This window comes from Nonomuraea marmarensis, from assembly GCF_043197025.1.
In the GTDB taxonomy this organism is placed as follows: Bacteria; Actinomycetota; Actinomycetes; order Streptosporangiales; family Streptosporangiaceae; genus Nonomuraea; species Nonomuraea marmarensis.
Window position 1 is genome coordinate 1 of sequence record NZ_JBICRM010000066.1, and the last position, 22,325, is coordinate 22,325.

Annotated in this window: 25 protein-coding genes and 2 pseudogenes; 12 read left to right on the forward strand and 15 right to left on the reverse strand. The window is 64.3% G+C overall.

Features of this window, described 5'->3' with window-relative positions; genetic code table 11:
- Nucleotides 1–406: 406 nt before the first annotated feature.
- Complete coding sequence (locus tag ACFLIM_RS48570; protein WP_393177433.1) at nt 407–1,837, reverse strand: MFS transporter; 1,431 nt, start codon at nt 1,835–1,837, stop codon at nt 407–409.
- 79 nt (nt 1,838–1,916) lie between these two features.
- Entirely contained in the window at nt 1,917–2,336 is a 420-nt protein-coding gene (locus ACFLIM_RS48575; protein ID WP_393177435.1) for a hypothetical protein, read from the reverse strand.
- A gap of 125 nt (nt 2,337–2,461) precedes the next feature.
- Between ACFLIM_RS48575 and ACFLIM_RS48580 the strand changes: the two genes are divergently transcribed.
- Nucleotides 2,462–3,307 (forward strand): MerR family transcriptional regulator, encoded by an 846-nt coding sequence (locus ACFLIM_RS48580; RefSeq protein WP_393177437.1) that lies wholly within the window; start codon nt 2,462–2,464, stop codon nt 3,305–3,307.
- A gap of 250 nt (nt 3,308–3,557) precedes the next feature.
- Here ACFLIM_RS48580 and ACFLIM_RS48585 read toward each other — a convergent pair whose 3' ends face one another.
- From ACFLIM_RS48585 to ACFLIM_RS48600, 4 genes and pseudogenes are all read right to left on the reverse strand, one after another.
- Nucleotides 3,558–4,292: a transposase gene (locus tag ACFLIM_RS48585; RefSeq protein ID WP_393177474.1), complete on the reverse strand. Its 735-nt coding sequence runs from the start codon at nt 4,290–4,292 to the stop codon at nt 3,558–3,560.
- Nucleotides 4,293–4,343: 51 nt separating this feature from the next.
- Nucleotides 4,344–4,604: pseudogene (locus ACFLIM_RS48590) on the reverse strand (hypothetical protein); the annotation flags it as partial.
- A 124-nt stretch (nt 4,605–4,728) separates the two neighbouring features.
- On the reverse strand, nt 4,729–5,037 hold the full coding sequence (locus ACFLIM_RS48595; RefSeq protein WP_393177439.1) for a nitroreductase family deazaflavin-dependent oxidoreductase: 309 nt from the start codon (nt 5,035–5,037) through the stop codon (nt 4,729–4,731).
- A 288-nt stretch (nt 5,038–5,325) separates the two neighbouring features.
- On the reverse strand, nt 5,326–5,676 hold the full coding sequence (locus ACFLIM_RS48600; RefSeq protein ID WP_393177441.1) for an antibiotic biosynthesis monooxygenase family protein: 351 nt from the start codon (nt 5,674–5,676) through the stop codon (nt 5,326–5,328).
- Between the two features lie 244 nt (nt 5,677–5,920).
- On the opposite strand from ACFLIM_RS48600, the gene ACFLIM_RS48605 reads away from it, so the two are divergent.
- Nucleotides 5,921–6,916, forward strand: coding sequence for a sigma-70 family RNA polymerase sigma factor (locus ACFLIM_RS48605; protein ID WP_393177443.1), 996 nt, complete (start codon nt 5,921–5,923; stop codon nt 6,914–6,916).
- 509 nt (nt 6,917–7,425) lie between these two features.
- On the opposite strand, the gene ACFLIM_RS48610 is transcribed toward ACFLIM_RS48605, so the two are convergent.
- Nucleotides 7,426–8,088 (reverse strand): maleylpyruvate isomerase family mycothiol-dependent enzyme, encoded by a 663-nt coding sequence (locus ACFLIM_RS48610; protein ID WP_393177445.1) that lies wholly within the window; start codon nt 8,086–8,088, stop codon nt 7,426–7,428.
- 321 nt (nt 8,089–8,409) lie between these two features.
- Here ACFLIM_RS48610 and ACFLIM_RS48615 point away from each other — a divergent pair, with 321 nt between their 5' ends.
- Nucleotides 8,410–8,916 carry a hypothetical protein gene (locus ACFLIM_RS48615; protein ID WP_393177447.1) on the forward strand — a complete coding sequence of 169 codons (507 nt, stop codon included), beginning with the start codon at nt 8,410–8,412 and terminating at the stop codon, nt 8,914–8,916.
- A complete protein-coding gene (locus tag ACFLIM_RS48620; RefSeq protein WP_393177449.1) occupies nt 8,913–9,830 on the forward strand; it encodes an oxidoreductase in 918 nt (305 codons plus the stop codon). The genes ACFLIM_RS48615 and ACFLIM_RS48620 overlap by 4 nt, the downstream gene beginning before the upstream one ends.
- Nucleotides 9,831–10,098: 268 nt before the next feature.
- Here ACFLIM_RS48620 and ACFLIM_RS48625 read toward each other — a convergent pair whose 3' ends face one another.
- The 5 genes and pseudogenes from ACFLIM_RS48625 to ACFLIM_RS48645 all read right to left on the reverse strand — a co-directional run.
- A complete protein-coding gene (locus ACFLIM_RS48625; RefSeq protein ID WP_393177451.1) occupies nt 10,099–10,521 on the reverse strand; it encodes an SRPBCC family protein in 423 nt (140 codons plus the stop codon).
- Nucleotides 10,518–10,829 carry an ArsR/SmtB family transcription factor gene (locus tag ACFLIM_RS48630; RefSeq protein WP_393177453.1) on the reverse strand — a complete coding sequence of 104 codons (312 nt, stop codon included), beginning with the start codon at nt 10,827–10,829 and terminating at the stop codon, nt 10,518–10,520. The genes ACFLIM_RS48625 and ACFLIM_RS48630 overlap by 4 nt, the downstream gene beginning before the upstream one ends.
- A gap of 21 nt (nt 10,830–10,850) precedes the next feature.
- Nucleotides 10,851–11,225 (reverse strand): VOC family protein, encoded by a 375-nt coding sequence (locus tag ACFLIM_RS48635; protein WP_393177455.1) that lies wholly within the window; start codon nt 11,223–11,225, stop codon nt 10,851–10,853.
- A gap of 443 nt (nt 11,226–11,668) precedes the next feature.
- A complete protein-coding gene (locus tag ACFLIM_RS48640) occupies nt 11,669–11,935 on the reverse strand; it encodes a hypothetical protein (protein WP_393177478.1) in 267 nt (88 codons plus the stop codon).
- 253 nt (nt 11,936–12,188) lie between these two features.
- Nucleotides 12,189–12,344: pseudogene (locus tag ACFLIM_RS48645) on the reverse strand (aldo/keto reductase); the annotation flags it as partial.
- Between the two features lie 596 nt (nt 12,345–12,940).
- Here ACFLIM_RS48645 and ACFLIM_RS48650 point away from each other — a divergent pair.
- Nucleotides 12,941–13,468: a hypothetical protein gene (locus ACFLIM_RS48650; RefSeq protein WP_393177457.1), complete on the forward strand. Its 528-nt coding sequence runs from the start codon at nt 12,941–12,943 to the stop codon at nt 13,466–13,468.
- Nucleotides 13,469–13,680: 212 nt separating this feature from the next.
- On the opposite strand, the gene ACFLIM_RS48655 is transcribed toward ACFLIM_RS48650, so the two are convergent.
- From ACFLIM_RS48655 to ACFLIM_RS48665, 3 genes are all read right to left on the reverse strand, one after another.
- Nucleotides 13,681–13,878 (reverse strand): hypothetical protein, encoded by a 198-nt coding sequence (locus ACFLIM_RS48655; protein WP_393177459.1) that lies wholly within the window; start codon nt 13,876–13,878, stop codon nt 13,681–13,683.
- A 311-nt stretch (nt 13,879–14,189) separates the two neighbouring features.
- Complete coding sequence (locus ACFLIM_RS50410; RefSeq protein ID WP_449291503.1) at nt 14,190–14,708, reverse strand: transposase; 519 nt, start codon at nt 14,706–14,708, stop codon at nt 14,190–14,192.
- Nucleotides 14,633–15,091: a transposase family protein gene (locus tag ACFLIM_RS48665; RefSeq protein WP_393177460.1), complete on the reverse strand. Its 459-nt coding sequence runs from the start codon at nt 15,089–15,091 to the stop codon at nt 14,633–14,635. Before ACFLIM_RS48665 ends, ACFLIM_RS50410 begins: the two co-directional genes overlap by 76 nt.
- Before the next feature lie 980 nt (nt 15,092–16,071).
- On the opposite strand from ACFLIM_RS48665, the gene ACFLIM_RS48670 reads away from it, so the two are divergent.
- The 7 genes from ACFLIM_RS48670 (at nt 16,072) to ACFLIM_RS48700 (ending at nt 21,998) form a co-directional block, all read left to right on the forward strand.
- A complete protein-coding gene (locus ACFLIM_RS48670) occupies nt 16,072–16,437 on the forward strand; it encodes a carbamoyltransferase C-terminal domain-containing protein (RefSeq protein WP_393177476.1) in 366 nt (121 codons plus the stop codon).
- Between the two features lie 76 nt (nt 16,438–16,513).
- Entirely contained in the window at nt 16,514–17,086 is a 573-nt protein-coding gene (locus ACFLIM_RS48675; protein ID WP_393177462.1) for a MauE/DoxX family redox-associated membrane protein, read from the forward strand.
- A 28-nt stretch (nt 17,087–17,114) separates the two neighbouring features.
- A complete protein-coding gene (locus ACFLIM_RS48680; protein WP_393177464.1) occupies nt 17,115–17,666 on the forward strand; it encodes a TlpA family protein disulfide reductase in 552 nt (183 codons plus the stop codon).
- A gap of 122 nt (nt 17,667–17,788) precedes the next feature.
- A complete protein-coding gene (locus ACFLIM_RS48685) occupies nt 17,789–19,552 on the forward strand; it encodes an ABC transporter ATP-binding protein (RefSeq protein ID WP_393177466.1) in 1,764 nt (587 codons plus the stop codon).
- Entirely contained in the window at nt 19,542–20,132 is a 591-nt protein-coding gene (locus ACFLIM_RS48690; protein ID WP_393177468.1) for a S26 family signal peptidase, read from the forward strand. Before ACFLIM_RS48685 ends, ACFLIM_RS48690 begins: the two co-directional genes overlap by 11 nt.
- Nucleotides 20,133–20,764: 632 nt before the next feature.
- Nucleotides 20,765–21,319 (forward strand): transposase domain-containing protein, encoded by a 555-nt coding sequence (locus ACFLIM_RS48695; RefSeq protein ID WP_393177470.1) that lies wholly within the window; start codon nt 20,765–20,767, stop codon nt 21,317–21,319.
- Entirely contained in the window at nt 21,276–21,998 is a 723-nt protein-coding gene (locus tag ACFLIM_RS48700; RefSeq protein ID WP_393177472.1) for an IS4 family transposase, read from the forward strand. Before ACFLIM_RS48695 ends, ACFLIM_RS48700 begins: the two co-directional genes overlap by 44 nt.
- Nucleotides 21,999–22,325 lie beyond the last annotated feature (327 nt).

Sequence of the window (22,325 nt, forward strand, 5' to 3'; positions counted from 1 at the left end):
ATCCTGCCCCGTCATGGCGGCCTGGTCAGCGAGGGTCATCGTCACTGTCTCGATCGTCCTGTCTCGCCCTGCTTCGCATCAAAAGGACTCATCTGTCCCATGTCTCACACCAGTCTGACAGAGAGGGGGGCAACGCGAAGGCAACGACCCGGAACGGATCGCGGTTGCAGCCGTGCCAGTACGCGCCCGGGCAACGCGAAGGCAACGACCCGGAACGGATCGCGGTCGGAGACCACAGTGCCGACGCAAGGCTCGCGGCCGCGGTGGCGCTGCGGCGCGTGACCAACAAGGATCGCCGATCCGCTTCCAGCTGCTCAACGGGGGATCTGGTACCAGCTGTACATCACTGTCGAGAAGGTCTTCTGCGGGGGTAAGGATCGAGCCCGCTGGGCCGAGTTGGTCGGCCCTATTCCGGTGATGGTGACCTGGGCAAGGCTTGCGCGAGGGCCGCGACCGCGACTGTGAAGACAGCCAGAATGGCGACGCTCCATTCAAAAGCCTGGGCGTAGTCGCCAGCGTGGCCATGGCCGAGCGCTCCGAAGAAAACCACGCCGATGGCAGCGACACCGAGGGCGTTACCGCATTCCTGCGCGGTGGACAGCACCCCGGCGGCTGCGGCGGCGTGGCCCGGAGCCACGCGGGCCAGCACGGTCGGCGTCGCGGGGTTGGCGAACAGGGCCATTCCGGCACCGGCGACGAACAAGCCAGCCATCATCCAGGATGCGCGCCCTGATACCCCGATGAGGGACACGGTGCCGACCAGCAGGGCGTACCCTGCCGCGACGATCAGTGCCCCGATGCTGAGCACGTGCCTGCCCAGACGAGTGGCCGCTCTGGGGGCCACGAACGCGGCGGGGACGTAACCGATCCCCAGGGCCCCGAAGATGGCTCCGGACGCCAATGGGGAGAGACCGTGGCCATCTTGTAAATACAAGGCCAGCACGAGCATGAAGGACGCCATCGCGGTGAAGAAGCCGAGAATGATCACAATGCCGACCGAGAAGGCGCGTTCCCGGAACAGATGCAGGGAGATCAGCGGAGCCCGCTCCTTCCGTTCCATCCGGCGCTGCCAGACGGCGAACGTCGCCAGCAGCGGACCCGCGACGGCCAGGCAGGCCCACGACCATGAGGGCCATCCTTGCTCCCGCCCCTCGACCAGGGGTAAGACGATGGCGAGCAGCCCGCATGACCCCAGCACCGCGCCGACCACGTCCAGGCCCTGACGGCCGGCACCATGCGATTCAGGAATGAACCTGGGCATCAAGACCAGGCAGGTCACACCGATGGGAACGTTGATCAGGAAAATGGTGCGCCAGTCCCAGCCAGCGACGTTCAAAGAAATCAACAAGCCGCCGATGAGCTGGCCGAACGTCGCGCCGATCCCCATCGACAGGGCGAACGCGGTGAAGGCCCGGACGCGCTGGGGGCCGGTGAATGACGTGTTCAAGATGGCCAGCATCTGCGGGGTCATCACAGCCGCGCCGATGCCCTGGACCACCCGGGCGGCGATCAGCACGCCCACAGTGGGAGCCAGACCGGCGATGAGCGAGGCCAGTGTGAACACCACCATGCCCGATATGAACAGCCGGCGTCTGCCATAGAGGTCACCGAGTCGGCCTGCAGTGATCATGCCGGCCGCATAGGCGAGACTGAATCCAGAGACGATGAACTCAATGGCCGCGGCGCTGGCATGCAGATTCGCACGCAGGGCCGGGATGGCCACGTTCACCACGAAGAAGTCCAAAGTAATCATGAACATCCCGGCGACCACGATTAACATTTTGACTAAAGGGACAGCACCGAGCGGCGTGGGTCGGGCACCCATGTCCAGCGACATTGTGAACGCTCCTGATGATGGATTAGAGCGGGCGATTCCGTGCTGGGCAGTGCCGCCCGAAGTCGCCCGCAGAGCCGTCTTACTGGGAGGCAAGGGGTTTCACGGTCAGGTGGTAGTCCTGCCGGATGAGACCGTCACCGCCGAGGACGAGGAAGACCCGAGAGGCCCAGGCGACCTCACTGTCCTTGTCGCCGCCGCCCGGAACCAGTTGGATGGTGAACATGACGATGTCGTCGTGGACGGTGGCGTCATCGGCGGACGTCACAGCGTATTCGCCGCTCTGCACGAATTGCTCGTAAGCCTTGGTGATTCTCGCGTCGAGTTCCTCGTGTCCTCGGAACCGCACGCCGTCGACGAATTCCACGCCGTCACGCGCCCACAAGTCGGTGATGGCCCTGCGCCGCGATTCAGGGCCGGGTTCGCTCCATACCGCTACGTAGCGCTGGACGATCAGTTTGGGATCGATCGCGCCCGTCGTTGATTCGGCCATTTCCTTCATGACTATCCGCCCTTTCCGTCGGCCCGTGCGGCCGTGGAGACCACGTTCACCGCTGCCATAGCGGTAGAGTCAAGCCAGACAGTCGACAGAACTCTCCCCCTGGGGGAGGCCGCACAATGGGGCCCATGCTGAGATACCTGTCCATCGGCGACTTCTCCCGTGCCACCCATATGACCGTCAAGACGCTGCGCCACTATCACGGCATCGGGCTGCTCAAGCCTGCCGCCGTGGACCAAGACACCGGCTACCGCCGCTATAGCACCGAGCAGATCCCCATCGCCCAGGTCATCCGCCGCCTCCGAGATCTGGACATGCCGCTGGAGGAGATCCAGGCCGTGCTGACCGCTCCAGACCTAGAAACCCGCAACGAGCGGATAAGCGCTCACCTGAGCCGCTTGGAAGAAGACCTCAGCCGCACCCAGCAGGCCGTCACCGCACTGCGCGACCTCCTGGCGCCTCACACCGCCGAGATCCCAGGCGGCATCGAACTGCGCAGTGTGGAAGCAGTCCACGCGGCAGCGATCACCGAGATCGTCGACGCCGAAGACTCCGGTCCCTGGCTCCGGGGAGCACTCGGCGAACTCCACGCGACTCTGACCGCACAGAACCTGGACCCGGCCGGACACTCCGGCGGCATCTACGCCGACGACGTGTTCACCCACTACCAGGGACAAGTAACGATCTTCGTTCCCTGCACCGACCCGATCAGGCCCCTGGGCCGGGTCACCTCGCTGGTCATACCAGCGGCCGAACTCGCGGTCATTACCCATTCGGGGTCACCCTCCGACATCGACCGGGCCTATGGCACGCTGGCCACCTACGTGACCCGGCATGCCCTCGCTGTCGACGGCCCCATCCGCGAGTACTACGTCGTCGGCCAGCACGACACTGCGGACACGTCCCAATGGCGAACCGAGATCGGCTGGCCCGTCTTTCAGACAGGCGCAGGCACCCGCCCAGCCACCGCCTGACACCGCAACACATGTCGGTAGCCGGCGAATCTAACGCACCCACGGGCCGGATAGACGCCGCCGGCGTCGTCCCTTCGAAGCCCTGGCCCGCCCGGACATGGGAACACCGGCCGGGAACTGACGCGCACACAGGGCCAGGACCAATGCAGACCACCCCCCACGGCGGGGGACGCTAGCAAAGAAATCCCGATCAATGCTCTGAACTGGGAAAACTCGTGACTTAGTGATCCGCTCCGGAAGTTCTTCGGGGTTATGCGGCGGGGTCGAGTACGGCAGGCTGATGGTCGCAGTCATCGTGCTGTTGGAGGTTTGACTCTTTCTGTTCGTGCCGCTCGATCCTGGCCATCAGGTCCTCGAGGTCGGCCGGGGTGAACTTCCATCTGAAGGGCCGGGCGGTCGCGTTGTAGCGTCGTTCGAAGGCGATGAGCCGGTCTTCGACCTGGTCAAGGCTGGTGAAGTCGTTGGGAGTGACGACCTTGCGCTGCACGATGGAGAAGAAGATCTGGTTCAGCCAGGACGCGTGGACGGGCGTGTGCACCATGACGGCGTTGGGGAAGCGCTTGGCCAGCCGGTCGGCCGCGGTTTTGCTGCGGTGGGAGGAGCCGTTGTCGACGACCCAGAACACCCGCTTGGCCGAGGCGTATGGCTCGGTGGTCATGACCTGCTCGACCAGGTCCATGAACGGGACGATGCCGGTCTTGGCCGCGCGGTGTCCGAATACGCGGGCGCGGTGGACGTCGTAGGCGGCCAGGTAGGCCAGCGCGTCGCTGCGTTCGTACTCGTGGTTGACCCGCATCATCCGGGCGGCTCCGGGCGGCTCCGGGCGGCAGGGTGGATGGCAGCGGCAGCGGGCCTGGGTGGAGGTCTTCTCCTCGGAGGAGATGACGAATTCGTCCTCGCCGAGCGCTGCGCCGTCCCAGGTGCGGCCATAGAGGTCCAGGGTCCGGGCAGCCTTGGCGGCGAAGTCGGGGTCGCGGATGAACACCCAGGACTGGTACTGCCAGGGCTTGAGTGCATCGGCGGCCAGAATCCGGCGGACGGTGGAGGCCGAGATCGCTGCCGCGATGCCCCGTCCGACGACCTCGCCGGCCAGGTCCGGGCAGCTCCACCGCGACCGCGGTACCCCGGTAACTGGCGAGGCCAGCGCCTTGACCTCGGCGACCTGGACGGGGGTGAACCGGGGTGGCCGCCCGGACCGGCGCCCGGGACCCGTTGAGATACGCCGCGATCGTCTTACGATCCCGGCCCAGGTGCCGGGCGATCGCCGAGATCGACCAGCCCCTCTTGCGCAGTGCATGCGCCTCCACGTCTTCCCCCTGTGTCAGCATTTTCTTGGGCTCCCCGACAAGCTGCTGATCTTGACCAATCGCAGCCTTGCGGGGAGCCCACCCACCAGCGAAGGATCTCCACCGGCGGGTCGGCTACCTGGGGAAGTTCGCAGAGCAGGACTGCCCGATTTCAGAGAGCTGCATCAGGATCTCCAGCTCACAGCCCCCGGCCGCAATGACGTTCTTGACCCAGTCACGGTCGGGACCATAGGTGAGAGCGGCGACGTACCCGTCAGGCCGACGAAAGATGCTCACAGGAGTCTTGTAGGAACGGCCGGACCTACGGCCTTTGTGGTGAACAACGGCGAGACCTGGCAAACGGCCGGCGAATGGCATCGTCACACGGTTGGTAACGGTCCGATTGAACCGAGCCACAGCCTCTGGAAGCGGCATCCGCGGCATTCCCTTCGGGTCTTGTCAACAACGACATTCCTGCCTGGACCTCGCTGGACGACCTGGCGAGCGTCGGCTTACCGACAGCATGTCAGCTTATGTTTCAGGCGTTGCCGGAACTGTTCGGCCGCTGGCGCTGCTGATCGCGACCGGCCTCGGCGTACAGAACCTGACCGAGGGCCTGGTCATCGGGCAGGCCGCGGCTGCGGAGCCCGCACCAGAGCCTCTCTCCTGCCCGGCCGACAGGAGAGGGCTATCGGGCGTTCATCTGGAAAGAGAGTGAACGGTTTGTGCTCCTTACCCCGCGACCGGTGCGCTGGGGTCTGTCGTTGTCTGGTGGGTGAATACATCCTCGTAGAGCACCGGCTCAAAGCTGGCTAGGGCTCGAACGCGTCCCATGTGGGCGGCCGCGTCCGCGTTGTTGGCGAGTCCCTCGAAGTCTTCGCGGCTGCGCCACTGCGCGTACACCGCGACCTTGGTGCCATCCAGGCTGCGATGGATGTGAGCCGATCGGTAACCGGGTTGCTTGCCCATCACGTTCTCGGCTGCCCATGTGAGCATCTCGACCAGTTTCTGCTGGTTGTCCGGTTCGACGACGAACACGTTGATCAACGTCATGGCGTCCGGTTGTGGTGAAGTCGCGGCCATTTTGATACTCCGTTGCGTAGGCGCCGGTCCTCGGCGTAAAGCAAGCGATCGTGTGGCAGCGGGCAAACGACAGGGGTCGTAGCGACCCGGCCGCCAGCACGCCACCGGTGGCCTGATTGGCCGCCGGCTACTGGTTGCGACACCATCGACGGCGGGAACGGAACGCGCCGGTTCCTTTCGAGCACGGATGGGGTCATTACGTGTGCAGAGGCCAGAGGGACACAGCCGATGAAAGGACGTACGGGTGACCAACCAGGCACTGGCTCGCGCTCGGCAGGGGGACGGAGAGGCGTTCCGCGAACTCACCGACCCGTACCGGCGCGAGCTGCAGGTTCACTGCTATCGCATTCTTGGCTCGGTCCAAGACGCCGAGGACATGCTTCAAGAGACGCTGATGGCCGCGTGGCGCGGCCTGAGCCGTTTCGAGGGACGGGCCTCTCTGCGCGCCTGGTTGTATCGCATCGCCACCAACCGCTGCCTCAACGCGTTGCGGGACAAACGACGGCAGCCCGTACCACTACCCGCGCCGCAGTTGCCTGAGCCGACCCGCCTGGCCGAGCCCATCTGGCTCGAGCCCTACCCCGACATCCTGCTCGAAGGCATCCCCGACCAGGCCCCCGGGCCCGAGGCTCGCTACGAAACCAAGGAATCGTTGGAGCTGGCCTTCATCGCCGGACTCCAACACCTGACACCCCGCGGGCGGGTGGTCCTGGTACTACGCGACGTGCTTGGCTTCCGAGCTGCGGAAGTGGCGGACATCCTCGGCACCAGCGACGTCTCGGTCAAGGGAGCCCTGCAACGCGCCCGCGCCGCCCTGGAGACGCGCCTCCCAGCCGGCGATCGCCAAAGCGTGCCACGGCCGAAGTCCCCGGACGAACGCGAAATCGCCGGACGTTTCGCCGAAGCCATCGAAAACGGCGACGTCGACGGCATGGTCGCCCTGCTGACCGACGACGCCTGGCTGACAATGCCGCCCCAACCTCACGAATATCAGGGCCACATGGCGATCGCGACCTTCCTCGCCCACGGCGCCAGACTGCACGGCGCTCCGCTACGCCTCATCGCCACGCGGGCCAACACTCAACCCGCCTTCGGCTGCTACCTGCGAGATCCGCACACTGACACCGCACACGCCTACGGACTGCTCGTCCTCACCCTCAAAGGCGACCTTGTATCCGCCATCGCCTGGTTCTCCAGCACCAACACCTTCTCCCGCTTCGCACTACCCCAAACCGTATGAGGAACGACCCACGCCGTGTCGGCATCGTCCTCCCCAGGGGCTTGCCGACCGCGATCCAATGCTTTATCACCGTGGACAACCCGCATGTCTCCCCGCTCGGACGTGAATGAGGTCCACGATGATGTGCACAGTGACGCCGCGCTGCGCCTGGGCAGCGATGAGGTCGAGCTGGTGGCGGGCGCCGCTCCCGGTAATCCCGTAGCGCGGTGGTGACAGTCGAGTCCAGCGGGATCCTCCGGGACTTCGCCGCCAGCGCGATCAGCGTCTTGCACGGCGCGAGCAGTCGACTTAGTTCCGTGGAGGAGCAGGCCGCATGGTCTCGGTGCCAGATCGGCAGAGCCGTTAGAACCCCATCAGCGCGATCGCTGCGGGCCGGCGGGCGTTCGGCCCATCCCAACGAACTGACCGATTTGTTGGGATCCAGAACTCCCTGGCAACGCGTAGACCTCTGCCTCGATCGAGAATCCTGTTGTCGATGGGGCGATCTCCAGATGCTCTCGGCCGCAAGCTCAGGCGAAGATGTGGAGTTCCCTCTCCTGCGCTCCGGTCAGTTCGTAGTGGCTGTCGGCGAGGGGACGATCGGCGTATAGACGGATCAGAGTTGATGCGGTGCAGATGAGTCGGGCGGGCGGGCGGCCTTCGATCTCGACGCCGAGCAGGAGCGGGGTCTGGCGGTCCGGCAGGGTGGCGTGCAGGCGTGGGGTCTTTCGTCTGCGGCTGGCGATGACGAGTAGCGCGAGGGCCTCGCCAATGCCGTCCCCGGAGTAGGCGCCGGGCACGCCCAAGGACTCGCGTACGTCCCCCGCATGGATCCACTCGCCGAGTGCGACCAAGTCGAGGATGCCGTCGCTACGTGCCGCAATGACGGCCCCGGCCTGGCTCATCCCGCGCTCCAGTTCGTCGAGCACGGCCGCCAGTGGCCAGGAGTCGCGCTCGGCGACGTCGGAGGCGTTGGACTCGGGGGAAAACACCCCGGGCTCCAGACGGCCGTGGCTGATGCGGGTGAGGGCCGCACCGCAGTGCGCCAGCACCTGCCGTACTGACCAGTCGGGGCAGGCAGTCGGCAGGTCGAACGCCCGCTCGGGGGCCCTCCGCAGCAGGGGCATCAACGCATCCCGCTCGGTCACCAGCAGCCGCTCGGGCAGTTTGGGGTCACGCACAACCTCGGACAAGAGGCATCTCCCTCATCGAGATTCGGGGCGTAACACCCTAGTCCGCGAACCCGGCGCAAAAGACACGCTGATGCTCCAATCGGCCCGGTACGAAGTGGGCCCCGCAGGCCTGGAGGTCGTGGCCAAAGTCGAACCAATTCAGTGAGAGCGGCTCGGATGACCAGCGATCCGAGGAACCGGGCCTCCTTTGCCTCCGCCGCGCCGTCGTCGTGCGATGCGCCGAGCGTGATGCCAACTACTTGACGGCGAGCGACAAGTAGTTGATAGGCTACGTCAAGTACTAGACGGTCTACGTCAAGTACTTGGATTAGGAGGGCAGGCATGGAGTCGTGGCGCGGCGAGCGTCGTGCTCTGGCCGAGGATCTCCGGCGGATCGTCGGCGCTCGGCTGCTCGACCCATTGGACATCCTGTTCGGCGACGACGTGCCGTTCGGCGGCGCGGTGACGCGTGACGTGCTGGAGGCCAGGAGCCGGGAGTGGGCTGGGGTGCTACTCGGCTTGGACGACCGGGCGGCCGCCTACTTGGCGATCCGTTTGGTGAGCGCGCTGTATCCGGGCGATGAGGCGTTCGACCCGCCCGCCGAGTGGTGGGGCACGCCGCTCGGCCGGGCCGTGGCCCGCAGGGCCGGACACCCGGCTGCTTCCGCGGTGCCGGTGTCGGTCGCCGCGGCGATGCTCGGCATCACCCGCCAGGGCGTTCACGACCTGGTACGACGGCGCAAGCTCGACCGCGCCGCCAACGGCCAGGTCACCACCGCCTCGATCCAGGCCCGCCTCTCCCTGACCCGCGGCGACCAGATCGCGATCATTACTAGGAGGAATGAGTGACCGTGTACACCGGCAAGGATCTGCGCCTGGCGGACGGCCTAACCGTCGCACGGCTGGGTTACGGCGCGATGCAACTGCCCGGCTCCGGCGTATGGGGCCCGCCAGCCGACCACGCAACGGCGCTGACCGTGCTGCGCCGGGCGGTGGAACTGGGCGTCACCCACATCGACACCAGCGACTTCTACGGTCCGCATGTGGCCAACGACCTGATCCGCGAGGCCCTGCACCCCTACCCCGCCGACCTGGTCATCGCCACCAAGGTGGGCGTGGTACGCGACGAATGGCACGGCTTCGAGGCCGCCGCCGAACCCGCCCAGCTTCGCGAGCAGGTGGAGGAGAACCTAGCCCGGCTGGGCAAGGACCGCTTGGACCTGGTCTACCTGCGGGTGGGCGGCGATGGGCTGCTCTACCCCAGCGAGACACCCTTCACCGAGTCGTTCCAAGCGCTGGCCGACCTGCACCGGCGCGGGCTGATCCGCCATCTGGGGCTCAGCGGCGTGACCACCACCCAACTCGACGAGGCACGGCAGATTGCCCCCGTGGTCGCGGTGCAGAACCGCTATCACATCTTCGACCGGTCCGGCGCCGATGTGCTGTCCGCCTGCGAGGCCGCCGGCATCGCATTCGTCGCCTATTTCCCCCTCGCCGCCGGCATGCTCCGCCCCGGCCTCGACCTCTCCCAGGCCCCACCCGGCATGGCCCCCAGCTCCGAGCAACTGGCCGCCCTCGATGAGACCGCCGACCGTCACAGCGCCACCCGAGCCCAGGTAGCCCTCGCCTGGCTGCTCGCCCGCTCCCCGGTCACCCTCGCCATCCCCGGCACCTCCTCCCCGGCCCACCTGGAGGAGAACCTCGGCGCCGCTGGGGTAGGCCTGACCGACGATGACATCGTCGCCTTGGACAAGCTGGCATGACGCCGCGGGGATCGTGACGAGATCTTGGGGCCATCGTGAACCGGGCACCCTCGGCCGAATATTCGTGCAGGACGTCACGAGGCTCCGCCGCGCCCTGGGCTGCCCGGCCGCGGGCACCATCCGGATGACGTTTCGGCGGATTGGATCGACTCCACAGAGAATGTGCCAGAGCCAAATTCGCCGAGCGCCATCTGCGGTCTGCCAAGGCGAACGATGCAGCACATCCCGGGGTAAGAGGGCATCTGTGGATGCGGATGACCCGGGTCGTTTACGGCAGGGTGTTGAGAAGGTGTTGCAGGCGTCGGGTGAGGTGGCCGCGCCAGCCGCTGTCCAGCAGTCGTCGTACCGCTTGTTGCCGGGGGTCGGCTTGGTCGAAGCCCTCGTGGGTCAGTAGGAGGCGGGTGCCGCGGCCATCGGGTGCGAGTTGCCAGGTGACGGTGGTGTCGAGGCCCGGTCCGCCGGCCCAGCCGATGCGCAGCAATTCGCCGGGGGTGATGGCGAGGACTTCGCATTGGATGACACCGTCGAAGCCGGGGGCGGGGTCGGTGCGAAAGTTGAAGCGGTGTCCGACCCGGGGCTGGAAGTCGTTGGGCATCAGCCACACGGCCAGCTGCGCGGGATCGATGAGGGCCTGCCACACCCGCTCAGGCGGGTGGGGCAGGTATATGTCGGTGCGGATGTCGGTGCTCATGGCTGTTCATCTAGCAGGTCACGCAGGGCGGTCAGGCGGGTAGTCCAGAACTGCTCGTAATGGGCGAGCCAGTTGGTGACGTCGCGCAACCGTTCGGGGCGCAATCGGTAGTGCCGCTCGCGGCCGACCCGTTCCTCGACGACGAGGTCGGCATCCCGCAGCACCCGCAGGTGCTGGGACACTGCTGGGCGGCTGATCGCGAAGTCGTCGAGGAGTTGGTGGACCGCGAGCGGGCCCGGGCGCAGGGCGTCGAGCAGGGCGCGTCGCACGGGGTTGGCGATCGCGGTGAACACGTCGACGGCCGGCATGTGCTGGTTCCAGCGTTGCTGTCAGGCGTCCGGCGCGGTGGCCTGCAACACGATGCCGTTGCCGTCGGGGTCGTCGAAGGTCACGAACCGGCCCCATGGCTGCTGCTGGATCCCGTCGGGGATGTGTACCCCGCGGGCGGTGAGCTCGGCGACGTCGGTGTCAAGGTCGCCGGTCTCCAGGACCAGGCCCTTGACCGATCCGGGGGGCATGGTGGGGAACCAGGTCACCAGGGTGATCGTGGACTGCCCGCCTTTCGGGCCGACCTCGACCCAGCGCTGGTCCGGGCCCATCGGGTTGTCGCGTACCAGGTCGAAACCCAAGACGTTGACGTAGAAGTCGCGGGCCCGGTCCTGGTCGGCGACGGGCAGTGACAGCAGTTGGATGTGGGAGATCATGACCTCCATAATACGTAAGAAGAAGCTTACGCATCAAGCGGAGGACGCGCCGGTGCGACTGTTCACGCCCGCGAGGCGTCGACGATGGGAACCACGAACGCGCGGCCGGCACCACTGAAAACGCCGAGCACGACGACCGACCCGCACTGCCCATGATCGATGCGCATGAGTCGTTCCGACGACGATCGCGAACAAAGACGACCGCTCAATTGAACCTTCTAACCTGCCCCGCCGCGCCTGCTTGGCGTTGCCCGGCATGTCTTGCTGGCGAGACATGCGACTGCAACACGTCGGCCTGTCGAACTCCATCCAGTTCGGAAGGAGGCGAGGCTCGGCTCATCCCTCGTACCGACGCGGCTGGCAACAAGCTTGGCGGCCTGGCTCAGGTGGATAACTGAACGACGGCCATAGCCCGCTCCAGGGGGCGCGCTGGCCGCGACAGATCACATCAACAGGGCGTGCTTCAGGCTGTCAAGACCTATGCCGTTGTCGAGCGTGCCGGGGAGGGTGACCTGGGACCAGAACCGGTCCATGTCCTGCTTGCCGAATCCGACGGCGATCGTTGCGCCGTCATCGATTGCCTCGCCGTAGTTGGAGGCCAAGATCCTCACGCGTGGGCGCTCGGCGGCGGGCTTGTTCCGATAGACACCGGTGACCTGCTCGGCCAGGCGGGGCCAACCGATCGTCTCGGCACTGTCGGGGTTGATCAACGGCTGTGGGTAACGACAGCGCCGCCCCACCACGGCACCAGCGCGACCGCGATGTCTGGATTGCCCGCCACACCGGCGGCCCACGTGGAGACCCCCCATCCCGGAAAACTAGCCCGCTGCCGAAACGGTGCGGAGTCCCGCCACGATGACGTCTCGGCGGCGGGTCGGCGCGAAGCGTGTCCGGGTGGGCGCCGGGCCAGCCGCATGACCTGCGGCATGCCCTGGACGACGGACATGGATGGATCTCCTCCATGAGCGTCTGATAGTCCCATCGGTGGATCTGATAGAGATCGGCGTAGTCGGTGCCGACCTGCCTTAGCGGGGCGTCGATGCCAGCAAGGATGCCCTCGCGCGACCATGGGGACGGCCGCCCTTCACGGCGCTCCCGCATAGTCGGGAGCACCAGCATCGGCAGCGCGAGCAGACAGCGGGTCGATCAGTAACGACGACGCCGATACCGCGCAACGCCCCACCGCCACGCTCCACGCCGGATGACCGCTCAGCCAACCCGCCCCCGCGACTGCTGGCTCACGCGTCTGAGATCTGCGGCCAAGCGCCCTTCAGCGACCTCGGCATCTGCCAACCCCATCCCACTGCGTCCCTTCGGCATCCTTTGGCGCTGGTGACCGAGCCCGACAACAGACCTGCTGCTCCCGTATCGTCGGCCGTTAGCCCGAACCATCGACCGAATGCGTCGTGTTCCGCCGAAGGGCATCCCTAGACCCCACGGAACCCTTTTACGCAGGCGTGCCATCCCTACCTCTCTCGGCTCCTGAGCGCGCGGAGGCTGCAGTGGCTGTCTTGCCGCCCGGTAAGGCGCTTAACTCTTCGTTCCACAGGCCGCCAAGAGCGGTCTCACCTTGTGAGGGCGCCGCTCTCCTGGCCGGAAGCGCGTCATCGGTCCCGGAACCCCGGCTTCGGCCTGATCCGCGCACGCGGAACCTGTGGGCGCTCGGTGGTGTAGTAGTGGCGATCCCGATACGCCCTCATACGAAGGAGCTCCAGATGCTTCGCAAGGCCCTCTCCCTAACCGCGATCACGGCCTGCTGCCTGACGGCATGCGGCGAGTCCTCCGAGTCGCCTCAGCCGCCTACATCATCCACGTCATCCACGTCGTCCGAGGCCTCCGAGGCCTCCGAGTCGGCCGGCGCCTCAGGATGCCCCGAGAAGCTCTCGCTCGCCCCGCTGCCGGTCTGGGCACGCATGGGCTTCCAGCCGCCGGACCAGCCGATGCCGTACGTCGTCGGGGACCGCGGCGACATCGCGGCCGTGGTGTTCGGAGACCCGCTGCTGGCGCCGCCCGACAAGGAGCGGAGCAACAAGATCCTCTGGGTATCCCGGGTCCCCCAGCGACCGGGGGACCCGCTGAAGATCGAGGCGCGCCTGGACGACTCGGGCGGCCCTGTCACCCGCGAGGTGCCTGGCGGTCCCGGCCCGTCGGGCATCGACATGCCGAAGGCGGGCTGCTGGCACCTGACACTGCGCTGGTCCGGGCACGTTGATAGGCTCGACCTCCGCTACGTCCGCCAGTGACGACGGCATCGATGATGCCACCTTGCGGACCGCCTTCGCCCCGGACATCCCCTCTGACATCGCATTAGCGCGACCAGCGGTAGGCGGCGGTGGAAGGGGTTGAAGGCGTCCTGTTGCGTCATGATGCCCTCAAAGGCGGCATGGGGTTCGTCGGACCAGGTGGGGCTTGCCGATCGGTCCGTGTCGTCGGGGCTGACCACATTCCACGACGATCATCCGACGCTGTCCGCCGGAGCTTGCGGATTTCTGGTCAAGGACACCACGTTGCCGCGTCTCCTGGGCGGCATCTGCCGGGCGTCCGCCGGTGACAGCCCGTTCACCTCGAAGGTGATGGGCCGCGTCGTCTCGGCGGCGGTGAGCGCGAGGTCCGCGGCGCCGAGTGCCGGAGCGTCGCCCGAACTCGCGCTCACGCCAAGGAGATCGAGGTGCTCGCTTTGGTCGCGGCGGCCTGGATGGTCAGGAACGCGCCGAGAGATTCACGCCCACCTCGGCGTCCCAGGCGCGCAACGCCTCCTCCTACGGCGTCTCCGTGGTGAAATACACCCCATATCCGGATCCGGTGACGATCACGTCGAGCCGGCGCCAACCCAGCCGGGCCCTTGGCATGCCCACACTGCGGATCAGCCATCCACTCCAAGATCACCAAGTGTACCGGACCCACCACTCAAGATCGTGAAAACTTGAGGCTGGTCATCTGTCTTCGATCTCGGCGCGTAGGCATTCAGCAGCTCACGATCTTGCTGGCGTGAGGACTGCCCGCACGGTGGGATGATCTTTGAGTGCCGAAGACCCCGGAGCGCCGCCCGTCGTATGACGAGCTGGCTGCGTTGGTGGTCCGGCAGATGGCCTGTCCGTGGCCGTGCAAAAGTGGGTCTGGCCCACTTTTCGTGATCAGTAGCCGTGCAGGACACGAAATGCGGAGCAGGTCGGCGTTGGCTCGCCCATACATAATCCGTTTGATCATCTTGATGCGGTTCACGTTGCCTTCCACCGCCCCGGAGCTGTAGGGCAGGGTGAGCCCGGCTTTGACCGCCGCCCAGTCACGGCGCAGCCCGGTGACGAAGTCGCGCAGTTCCCGGGCGGGGCTGGTTTCCGCTCGTGTTGCCCAGCCTTCCAGGTCCTGCTCGCCGCGATGGTGCACGAGCATCTCGGCGAATTGGCGAGTCAGCTCGGTGACCGAGGCGAGTTCCGGGCAGCGGGCGGTGATCCGTTCGAGCGTGGCCAGGTCTTCGGCGGCCACCTTGCTGGGTGTTGACGCTCGGCGGGCCCGGGAGTGTCGGGGATCTGCGGCATGGGCGCCGCCCGGCCGGCTACGTCGGTGACGTAGCCGCTGATCGCCGTATCCAGCGCGTCCGCGTCCAGACCGGCCAGGACCCGGCGGAAGGTCCGCTCGCTGGGGACCATGAACAACCCGGTAAAAGGATCACGGTAGGCGCCCAGCCGCTGGAGCACCTGCTGGGAGGTCCGGGCGGCCCACTGCCAGATCGCCGCCACGCTGTCCCCACCGACGACCAGCGTCGCGCACGCGGTCAACGTCAAGATGACCACCGGCCGATGACGCCGCCCACAGGCCGAGCGCTGATCCGGCACCTGCGCCAACCGGCGCATCAACGCCGATTCCATCACCACTGGGTCTGCCGCCAGCTCCGCCTCCCACAACGCAAGGTCGGTGAGCTGGTCAAGAAGAGGGACAAGGCAGGGGCTGGTCGGGGAAGATGGCGACACGAGCGCGACTCCTGCGGCGATCTTCGGATGAGAGACCTGAAAGATCACCAGAAGTCGCGCTCTTTCGCATTCCACCTGCCGAAATCCTCAACCGCGCCATACCGCATCAGAACTCAAGAACGCCGGGGCCGTGGTGTAATCCCGGCCCTTGTTGTGTCCGGTGTCGTCCGGTGTAGTCCGGTCTCGTTCGAGCTCTTGTTCTTAGCAAACGTAGGCGCTCTAATGCTATTAGCGTCTGCTGATCTAGGTACGACACCGAGAGTGCTCGTAGAGGCCTTGACGTGTTAATCCTCGACGACCTACTGGTGACACGTGGCGAGGCCGACATGGCCAATGCATTCGCTCGCAAAAAACAACGCCCTTAAATGGAAGAAGGTACAGGACCATCAGGCAGGCGAGCCCGACCCTATCGGAATGATTCCTCAGGATGGATATTCCGCAGGAATCATAGCAGAAAGAAGAACAAAAGTGACAAAGTTGGCCATACGGCTATCAGATCATCTGGTCAATCGCTTAGCGCCACGCGTCGAGGCGATGGCCAGCAGCGACGACTGCTGGTACCAAACCAAATGTGGGGGCGGTTTCTTCCAAGTCTGCGGCTGTATCGGTGGCGGCGGCGGGGACGGCTGTGGCTTCAAGAAATACTACAGGCAATGCTGTGTGGACGCGAGCGGCACCTACTGTGAAGGTAGTTGGCACTACCAGGGGTGCAACTGCTAACCCTAACTCCTCTGACGCGAGGCGACGCTGCTTTTAGTAGCAGTGACCTCAATGGTCGGGCCGCCGCCTTTGGCGGTGGCCCGACGTCGTGGCAAGTCAAGTTCATCTACGATAGCAATATATGTTTCAATTAGCGTACGTTATCTATCGATGGCGGCATCGTAGCCTGGGCACGCGGCAAGGCAGAGATTGGGCAATGGGGACTCAGAGCCCGCAGCATCCTCGCCGACCCCCGTGACCGACGCAACGTCGAACGCCTCAACATACTCAAGGGCCGCGAGATGTGGCGGCCGGTAGCACCCAGCATCCTGGCCGGATACGCCACTCACGTGATGGCCGACCGCGTCGCCGACCTCGCACGCTTCATGCTGCAAGCCGCCATCGTGCGCCCGGACATGCGTCAGCTGATCCCAGCAGTCACACACGTTGACGGATCAGCCCGCCCACAGACGGTCGACTTCGACACTAACCCCAGCTACTGGACCCTCATCGATCAGTTCCGGCGACGTACCGGTGAAAAGTAACTCCAGACGCCGGGTCGTCGCGCCATCGGTGGCGACTCGGCGAATGGTCGTGGGTCAGAGAGATCGGATTATGTGGATGATCTATGTTTCAATCAGCGCACGCTACCTACTGGCTGTCGTCTTTCTGATTGCGGTTTCAGGAAAGCTTCGGTCTGGCAAAGCCTTTCAGGCGTTCACGACATCGATAAGCGAACTGGATGTGCTCCCTCGACGATGGACCCGACGAGTGGCGACAATTGTCGTAGCCGGCGAGGCGATGATGCCGATCCTGTTACTCGCCCATCTCCGGACTGCGCTAATCGGTTTGATTCTTTCCGGCACTATGTTGAGCGCCTTCAGCGTAGCGATCACGTTGAGCCTGCGGAAAGGCATCAAGGCTTCTTGCCGATGCTTTGGCGCATCCTCCCGAAGGCTCGGTCGAGCACATCTCGTCCGAAACCTTATCCTCATTGGCGTAGCAGCGATTGGCGCCGTAACTGCGATCTCGCAGAGTTTGGCCGACACGCCGGGCTATGTGCTCTCCGCGATCATGGGAGCGATGATCGGCCTCGTGTTTACAATGCTCGATGATGTGTTGGATCTTTTCATCTCAGACTTGTCTACGGAGAGTTCCTCCGTTCCCGCTAAAACCACGGTAGTCCGTCGGTGACGGTCTGCGCGCACAGAAGGATTTAGACATGACTTATCTCATCGGAGCAGTGATTATCGTCGGGCTCTTGTGCCTGCTCGATCTACTTCTCACCGTAGGCATAATGAGAAGACTACGAGCACACAGTCGGCAACTCTCGAAAAGGTCCGAAGTAGGACGGCCTGACCACAGCATGATATCGGTCGGGTCGGAGGTAGGTGCCTTCAACGCGCAGGCCATCGATGACATCCTCGTGTCAGACACCACGATGGGCGACGATGCCCTCATCGCGTTTCTCACACCGACCTGCGCTCCGTGCGTGGAGAGTGTTCCCAAGTTTGTTGAGCTCGCCAAGGAATGGTACGCCGGGCATCGAAACGTGCTCAGTGTCGTAGTCGGGGCTCGTGAAGACGCTACCGAGATGGTTTCAGCATTGGGCTCCGTAGGAAGCGTCACCGTTGAAGATCACACGGGCCCGCTCACTAGCGCATTCTCTGTCAAGCTCTTTCCCTCATTCTGCCGCGTCAAGCGAGACGGTGACCGTCTGGTTGTCGCCGAACACATCGATATCGACAACACAAGCGCCACTGCGGCTTCGTGACCGCAATGTATAGCGAGAGTGTCACATCTCCCGGTTGGGTCATATTGGCGAGAGACTTCGGCGCTGCGCTTTCGCTTGCCATCAGGACGGCGCCCATTCAGGTGGGCAGCTACGTTGTGCTGATGCTGGCATCTGCCGGGCTGCCGCTCGCGTCAGCATGGTTCACCAAGCTGGCAATTGACCGGCTGATAGGCCATGACTTCGCGGCCGCGGCCGGTTTCGCTGGCGGGCTCGCATTGGCAGGCGTTGCCATAGCGGTGCTACCGCAACTCGATCATTACGTACATGCGCAGACCCAGCGAGAGGTCGGCCTGTTCTCTCTGATGCGGCTCTACGCAGCCGTGGACAGATTTGTTGGCCTCAAGCGATTCGAGAACCCGCAGTTCCTCGATCGGTTGCGCCTTGCGCAGCAGGCAGGAGGAAGCGGGTCAACGGATACCCTCTTCGGCGTTCTCGATATCGTCGGAGGGATCTTGCGTGCTCTCGGATTCGTTGCCGCGCTCGTCCTCCTGAGTCCCGTCATAGCGGTGGTCGTGATCGCATCGGCAGTGCCTGCTCTCCTAGCTGAGTTGGCGCTGAGCCGACGGCGCGCCGCAGTTTTGTGGCGTGTAGGGCCGATCCAGCGTCGCGAGCTCTTTTACTCCCAGCTGTTGTTGAACGTCAGGGCCGCGAAGGAAGTCCGACTGTTCGGCATCGGCGCCTTCCTGCGAGACCGAATGTCTGCCGAACGCTTGACGGCGAACCGAGCATTTCGTCGGATGGATCTTCAGGAACTCGCTGTGCAGGGAGGATTAGGCTTGCTGTCGTCGGCTGTCGCCGGCCTGGGCCTGTGGTGGGCGGTCAGGGCGGTAGCCGATGGACGATTGACCATTGGTGACCTGTCTCTATTCCTTGCATCGGTAGCCGCGATGCAGGGGGCTATCACCGGCATCGTGAGAGGGATATCCACGACGCATCAGGCGCTTCTGCTGTTCCATCACTACCAGGCGGTGCTACATGCCGAACCTGATCTCGAGCAGCGACCCCTGACAGAGGCCACTCCAAGGCTTAGCCGCGGAATCATATTCGACGATGTCTGGTTTCGTTATAGTAACGACCATCCATGGATTCTCCGCGGCGTCAACCTAGCAATCCCACACGGATGGACGGTCGCTTTGGTCGGCCTGAACGGAGCAGGTAAATCAACCCTGGTGAAGCTGCTCTGCCGGATGTATGACCCGGATCGGGGGAGGATCCTGTGGGACGGAGTAGATCTGCGAGACTTGGCAGTCGATGAGCTCCGTAATCGGATTTCCACGGTGTTTCAGGACTATATGGAATACGATCTGACAGTCGCTGAGAACATCGGCCTTGGCAATGTTGATGAACTACAGAATCGAGCGAGAATTGCCGCCGCCGCTGAGCTAGCTGGCGTCCACCGTGCGGTGGACGCGTTGCCCCGCGGTTATGACACGCTACTGAGCAGACTGTTTTTCGGTGAATCCGAAGGCGCGGAAGAAGAAATCGGTGTTACGCTTTCCGGCGGGCAGTGGCAGCGCCTCGCCATCGCACGAGCGCTAATCCGCGACCAACGAGACCTTTTGATACTCGACGAACCCAGCTCGGGGCTCGATCCAGAGGCCGAACATGAAATCCACCTCCGATTGAAGAAATATCGATCCGGGCGGACAAGCCTGTTAATCTCTCATCGTCTCGGCGCGGTCCGAGATGCTGACATCATTGCGGTGTTGGCCGATGGAAGGATAATCGAGCAAGGAGCGCATGACGATCTTATCGCGTGTGGAGGTACGTATGCGCGGCTCTTCTTGCTTCAAGCGTCGCGCTATCAGCGAAATGGAGAACTCGAGCTTTCTCTCTCATCCGACGAGGTATATCATGAGACATAAATACTTCGTCAGCTCCGCATTAATTGTCGGTGTCGTAGCGCTGATAGTGCATAAGCGGTTCATCGTCGTTACGGTGGTCGGGAATAGTATGAGGCCCACCTTCAGGTCAGGTGACCGCGTGCTGGTCCGGCGGATCCGAGCAACCGCTGTCCGACGAGGAGACGTCGTAGTGGCCGAACAACCTCATCTTTTTGACAACGAAGAGCAGGAACCTAATAATAGCGATGCCAACAAGGAGCTAACACGTGATGGATACCCACGCTCCCACGCTGGTTCATACCAGGCGACAACTGAACGCGTTTGGACAATCAAAAGAATTGTCGCCGTGCCAGGCGATCTGGTGCCGGCCGGGCTTGCGCCAGCGCTCTCCGGTCTCGCGGGAGATCTCGTTCCTCCTGATCGACTCATTCTGCTCGGAGATAACAAAAAGGCCAGCTTTGATTCGCGACGTTTCGGCTTCATTCCAAGTAGATATGTGCTCGGAGTAGTTGTACGCAAAATTGGATTTGACTCACGGCCGAGAGCTTCGAATCAACCATCACATAAAAGAATGGCAAAAATTCTTGACGCGCCTAGCTGATCATTTCTTGGCTACATTGCATCCTGCGGAACTCGTTGAGAGAGGTGATATCGATGAAACGAGCTATAATCGCTATTTTTACTCTAGCAAAATCTCAGCACACTTATTTCTACATTGGGTGCTCCAGATATTAGTGATGGTTAACCGGATTTGGTCTATTCGAGAGTCGGGAAATCGTGTTCGCTGGAGGTCATTTTTTTCCGCCTCTCGAGTGTGAAATGACATGATTTCCTTAGTCGTTTGCCCTTTGATCCTCGGGGTGTTGATAGGATATGCCATCGGAAGAAGGATGCGGAATCTTGTGAGAATGAGATTCCGATTTGTCTGGCTACTCTGGCTCGCCACCTTGCTTCAACTTCTTCAATTCTATGCAAAAGACATTAGTTCGCGCCTTGAGGCATGGCTGGGGCTGCCGCTTCCGCTGGCAATTTCGGACTGGTCTCCGTCTGGCTATTCGCTTATCTCCCTGGCCGCGGGAAGGCAGTGTCTGTGGCCGTGCTTGCCATACCCCTCGGTGGGTTGGTAAATGCATTGGTCATTGCTCTTAACGGCCGCATGTCGGCTCTTCAAGCTTGAACGGGGTGGAGGCCCCAATGCCGTTTAGATAGCGATCTTGCTGGTAGCGTCGCTTGGTGATCTTGTCGGATGATGCAGGCGGTTCGGGGCGGTTGACGGATCTGGTAGCGGTCGGCGCGCTGACATCGCTGATCCCTCGCCAGGTCCTGGACGCGGCCATTGCCACGCACGGCTGCCGGGAGCGTCGCGTTCGCAAGCTCCCCGCGCATGTGGTCGTCTACCTGCTGATCGCGCTGTGCCTCTACCCGGACGACGACTACGAGGAGGTCGTCGAGAAGCTGACGGGCATGCTGGCCCTGGTGCCGGGGGCGCGCTGGGAGGCGCCGACACGTGGGGCGATCACCCAAGCCCGCCAGCGCCTGGGGTCTGAGGCGGTCAAAGAGGTGTTCCAGCAGGTCGCCCGGCCCGCGGCAACCGAGTCGACGCCGGGTGCGTGGCTGGGCCGCCGGCGGGTGATGGCGATCGACGGGTTCGTCGTGGACCTGCCCGATACCGAGGCCAACGTCGCTGAGTTCGGCCGCGACAGCGCGGGCGGGTATGAGACCGCCTTTTCCGCAGGCTCGGGTGGTGGCCATCAGCGAGTGCGCGAGCCACGCCATGGTGGCCGCTGATGTGGCGGGTTGCTGGGCCGGCGAGCAGACCCTCGCCTTCTCCCTCTATCAGCAGTTGAACGAGGAGATGCTGCTCACCGCCGACCGCGGCTTCTACAGCTTTCCGGCCTGGAACCAGGCACGTCACAGTGGCGCGCACCTGCTCTGGCGGGTGCAGGCCGGGCTCCGCCCGTACTGGCTGCGTGACCTGGAGGACGGGTCTTGGCTCGCCGTCATCACCAAGCCCACCGGCCTGCGCCGATCGCAGAAGGACCGGCTGCGCGAGGCCGCCCGCCAGGGCCGGGATCTCGATCCCGACGACGCGGTGATCGTACGAGTGGTCGACTACACGGTGCCCGACCGCAAGGGCGAGCACATCCGGCTGATCACCAGCATCCTCGACCCGGCCGAGGCCACCGCCGAGGACCTGGCCCGTTGCTACCACGACCGCTGGGAGGCCGAAACCGGCATCGATCAGCTGAAGACCCACCTGCGCGGGCCGGGCCGTATCCTGCGCTCACGCACCCCCGAGCTGGCCTACCAGGAGATCTGGGCCTACCTACTCACGCACTGGGCGTTATGCACGCTGATCTGTACCGCCGCCACCGCGGCTGGGATCGACCCCGACCGGATCAAGTTCCTGGGCACCGTCCGCATCGTGCGCCGCTCGGTCACCGACCGCGCGGCCTTTTCCCCCTGAGCCACCTGAGGCCTCCTGGACCCGGGCCCTCCACCAAGTCGCGCACCGACGGAACCTGAACCCGCGCCGCCGCCACCGTTCCTACCCACGAGCCGTCAAACGCCCTCGCAGGAGCAGCTACCGTGAACGACGCCCCTCCGACAAGGGCATCCGGTACGCGGGTCCGCCGACCGTCGCACTCTTGCCCACGCCATCGGCCGCTCAGCCTGGATCCACGGCGTGAATTCTGTTGATCATTTTGGGGTCCAATTCCTCGATGAGGGCCGTTCCCGCAGTTGGCAGCCTGGTTTTGGGCGTGGGAGGGCCGCCGTGCGCGGGTCGCGGCCT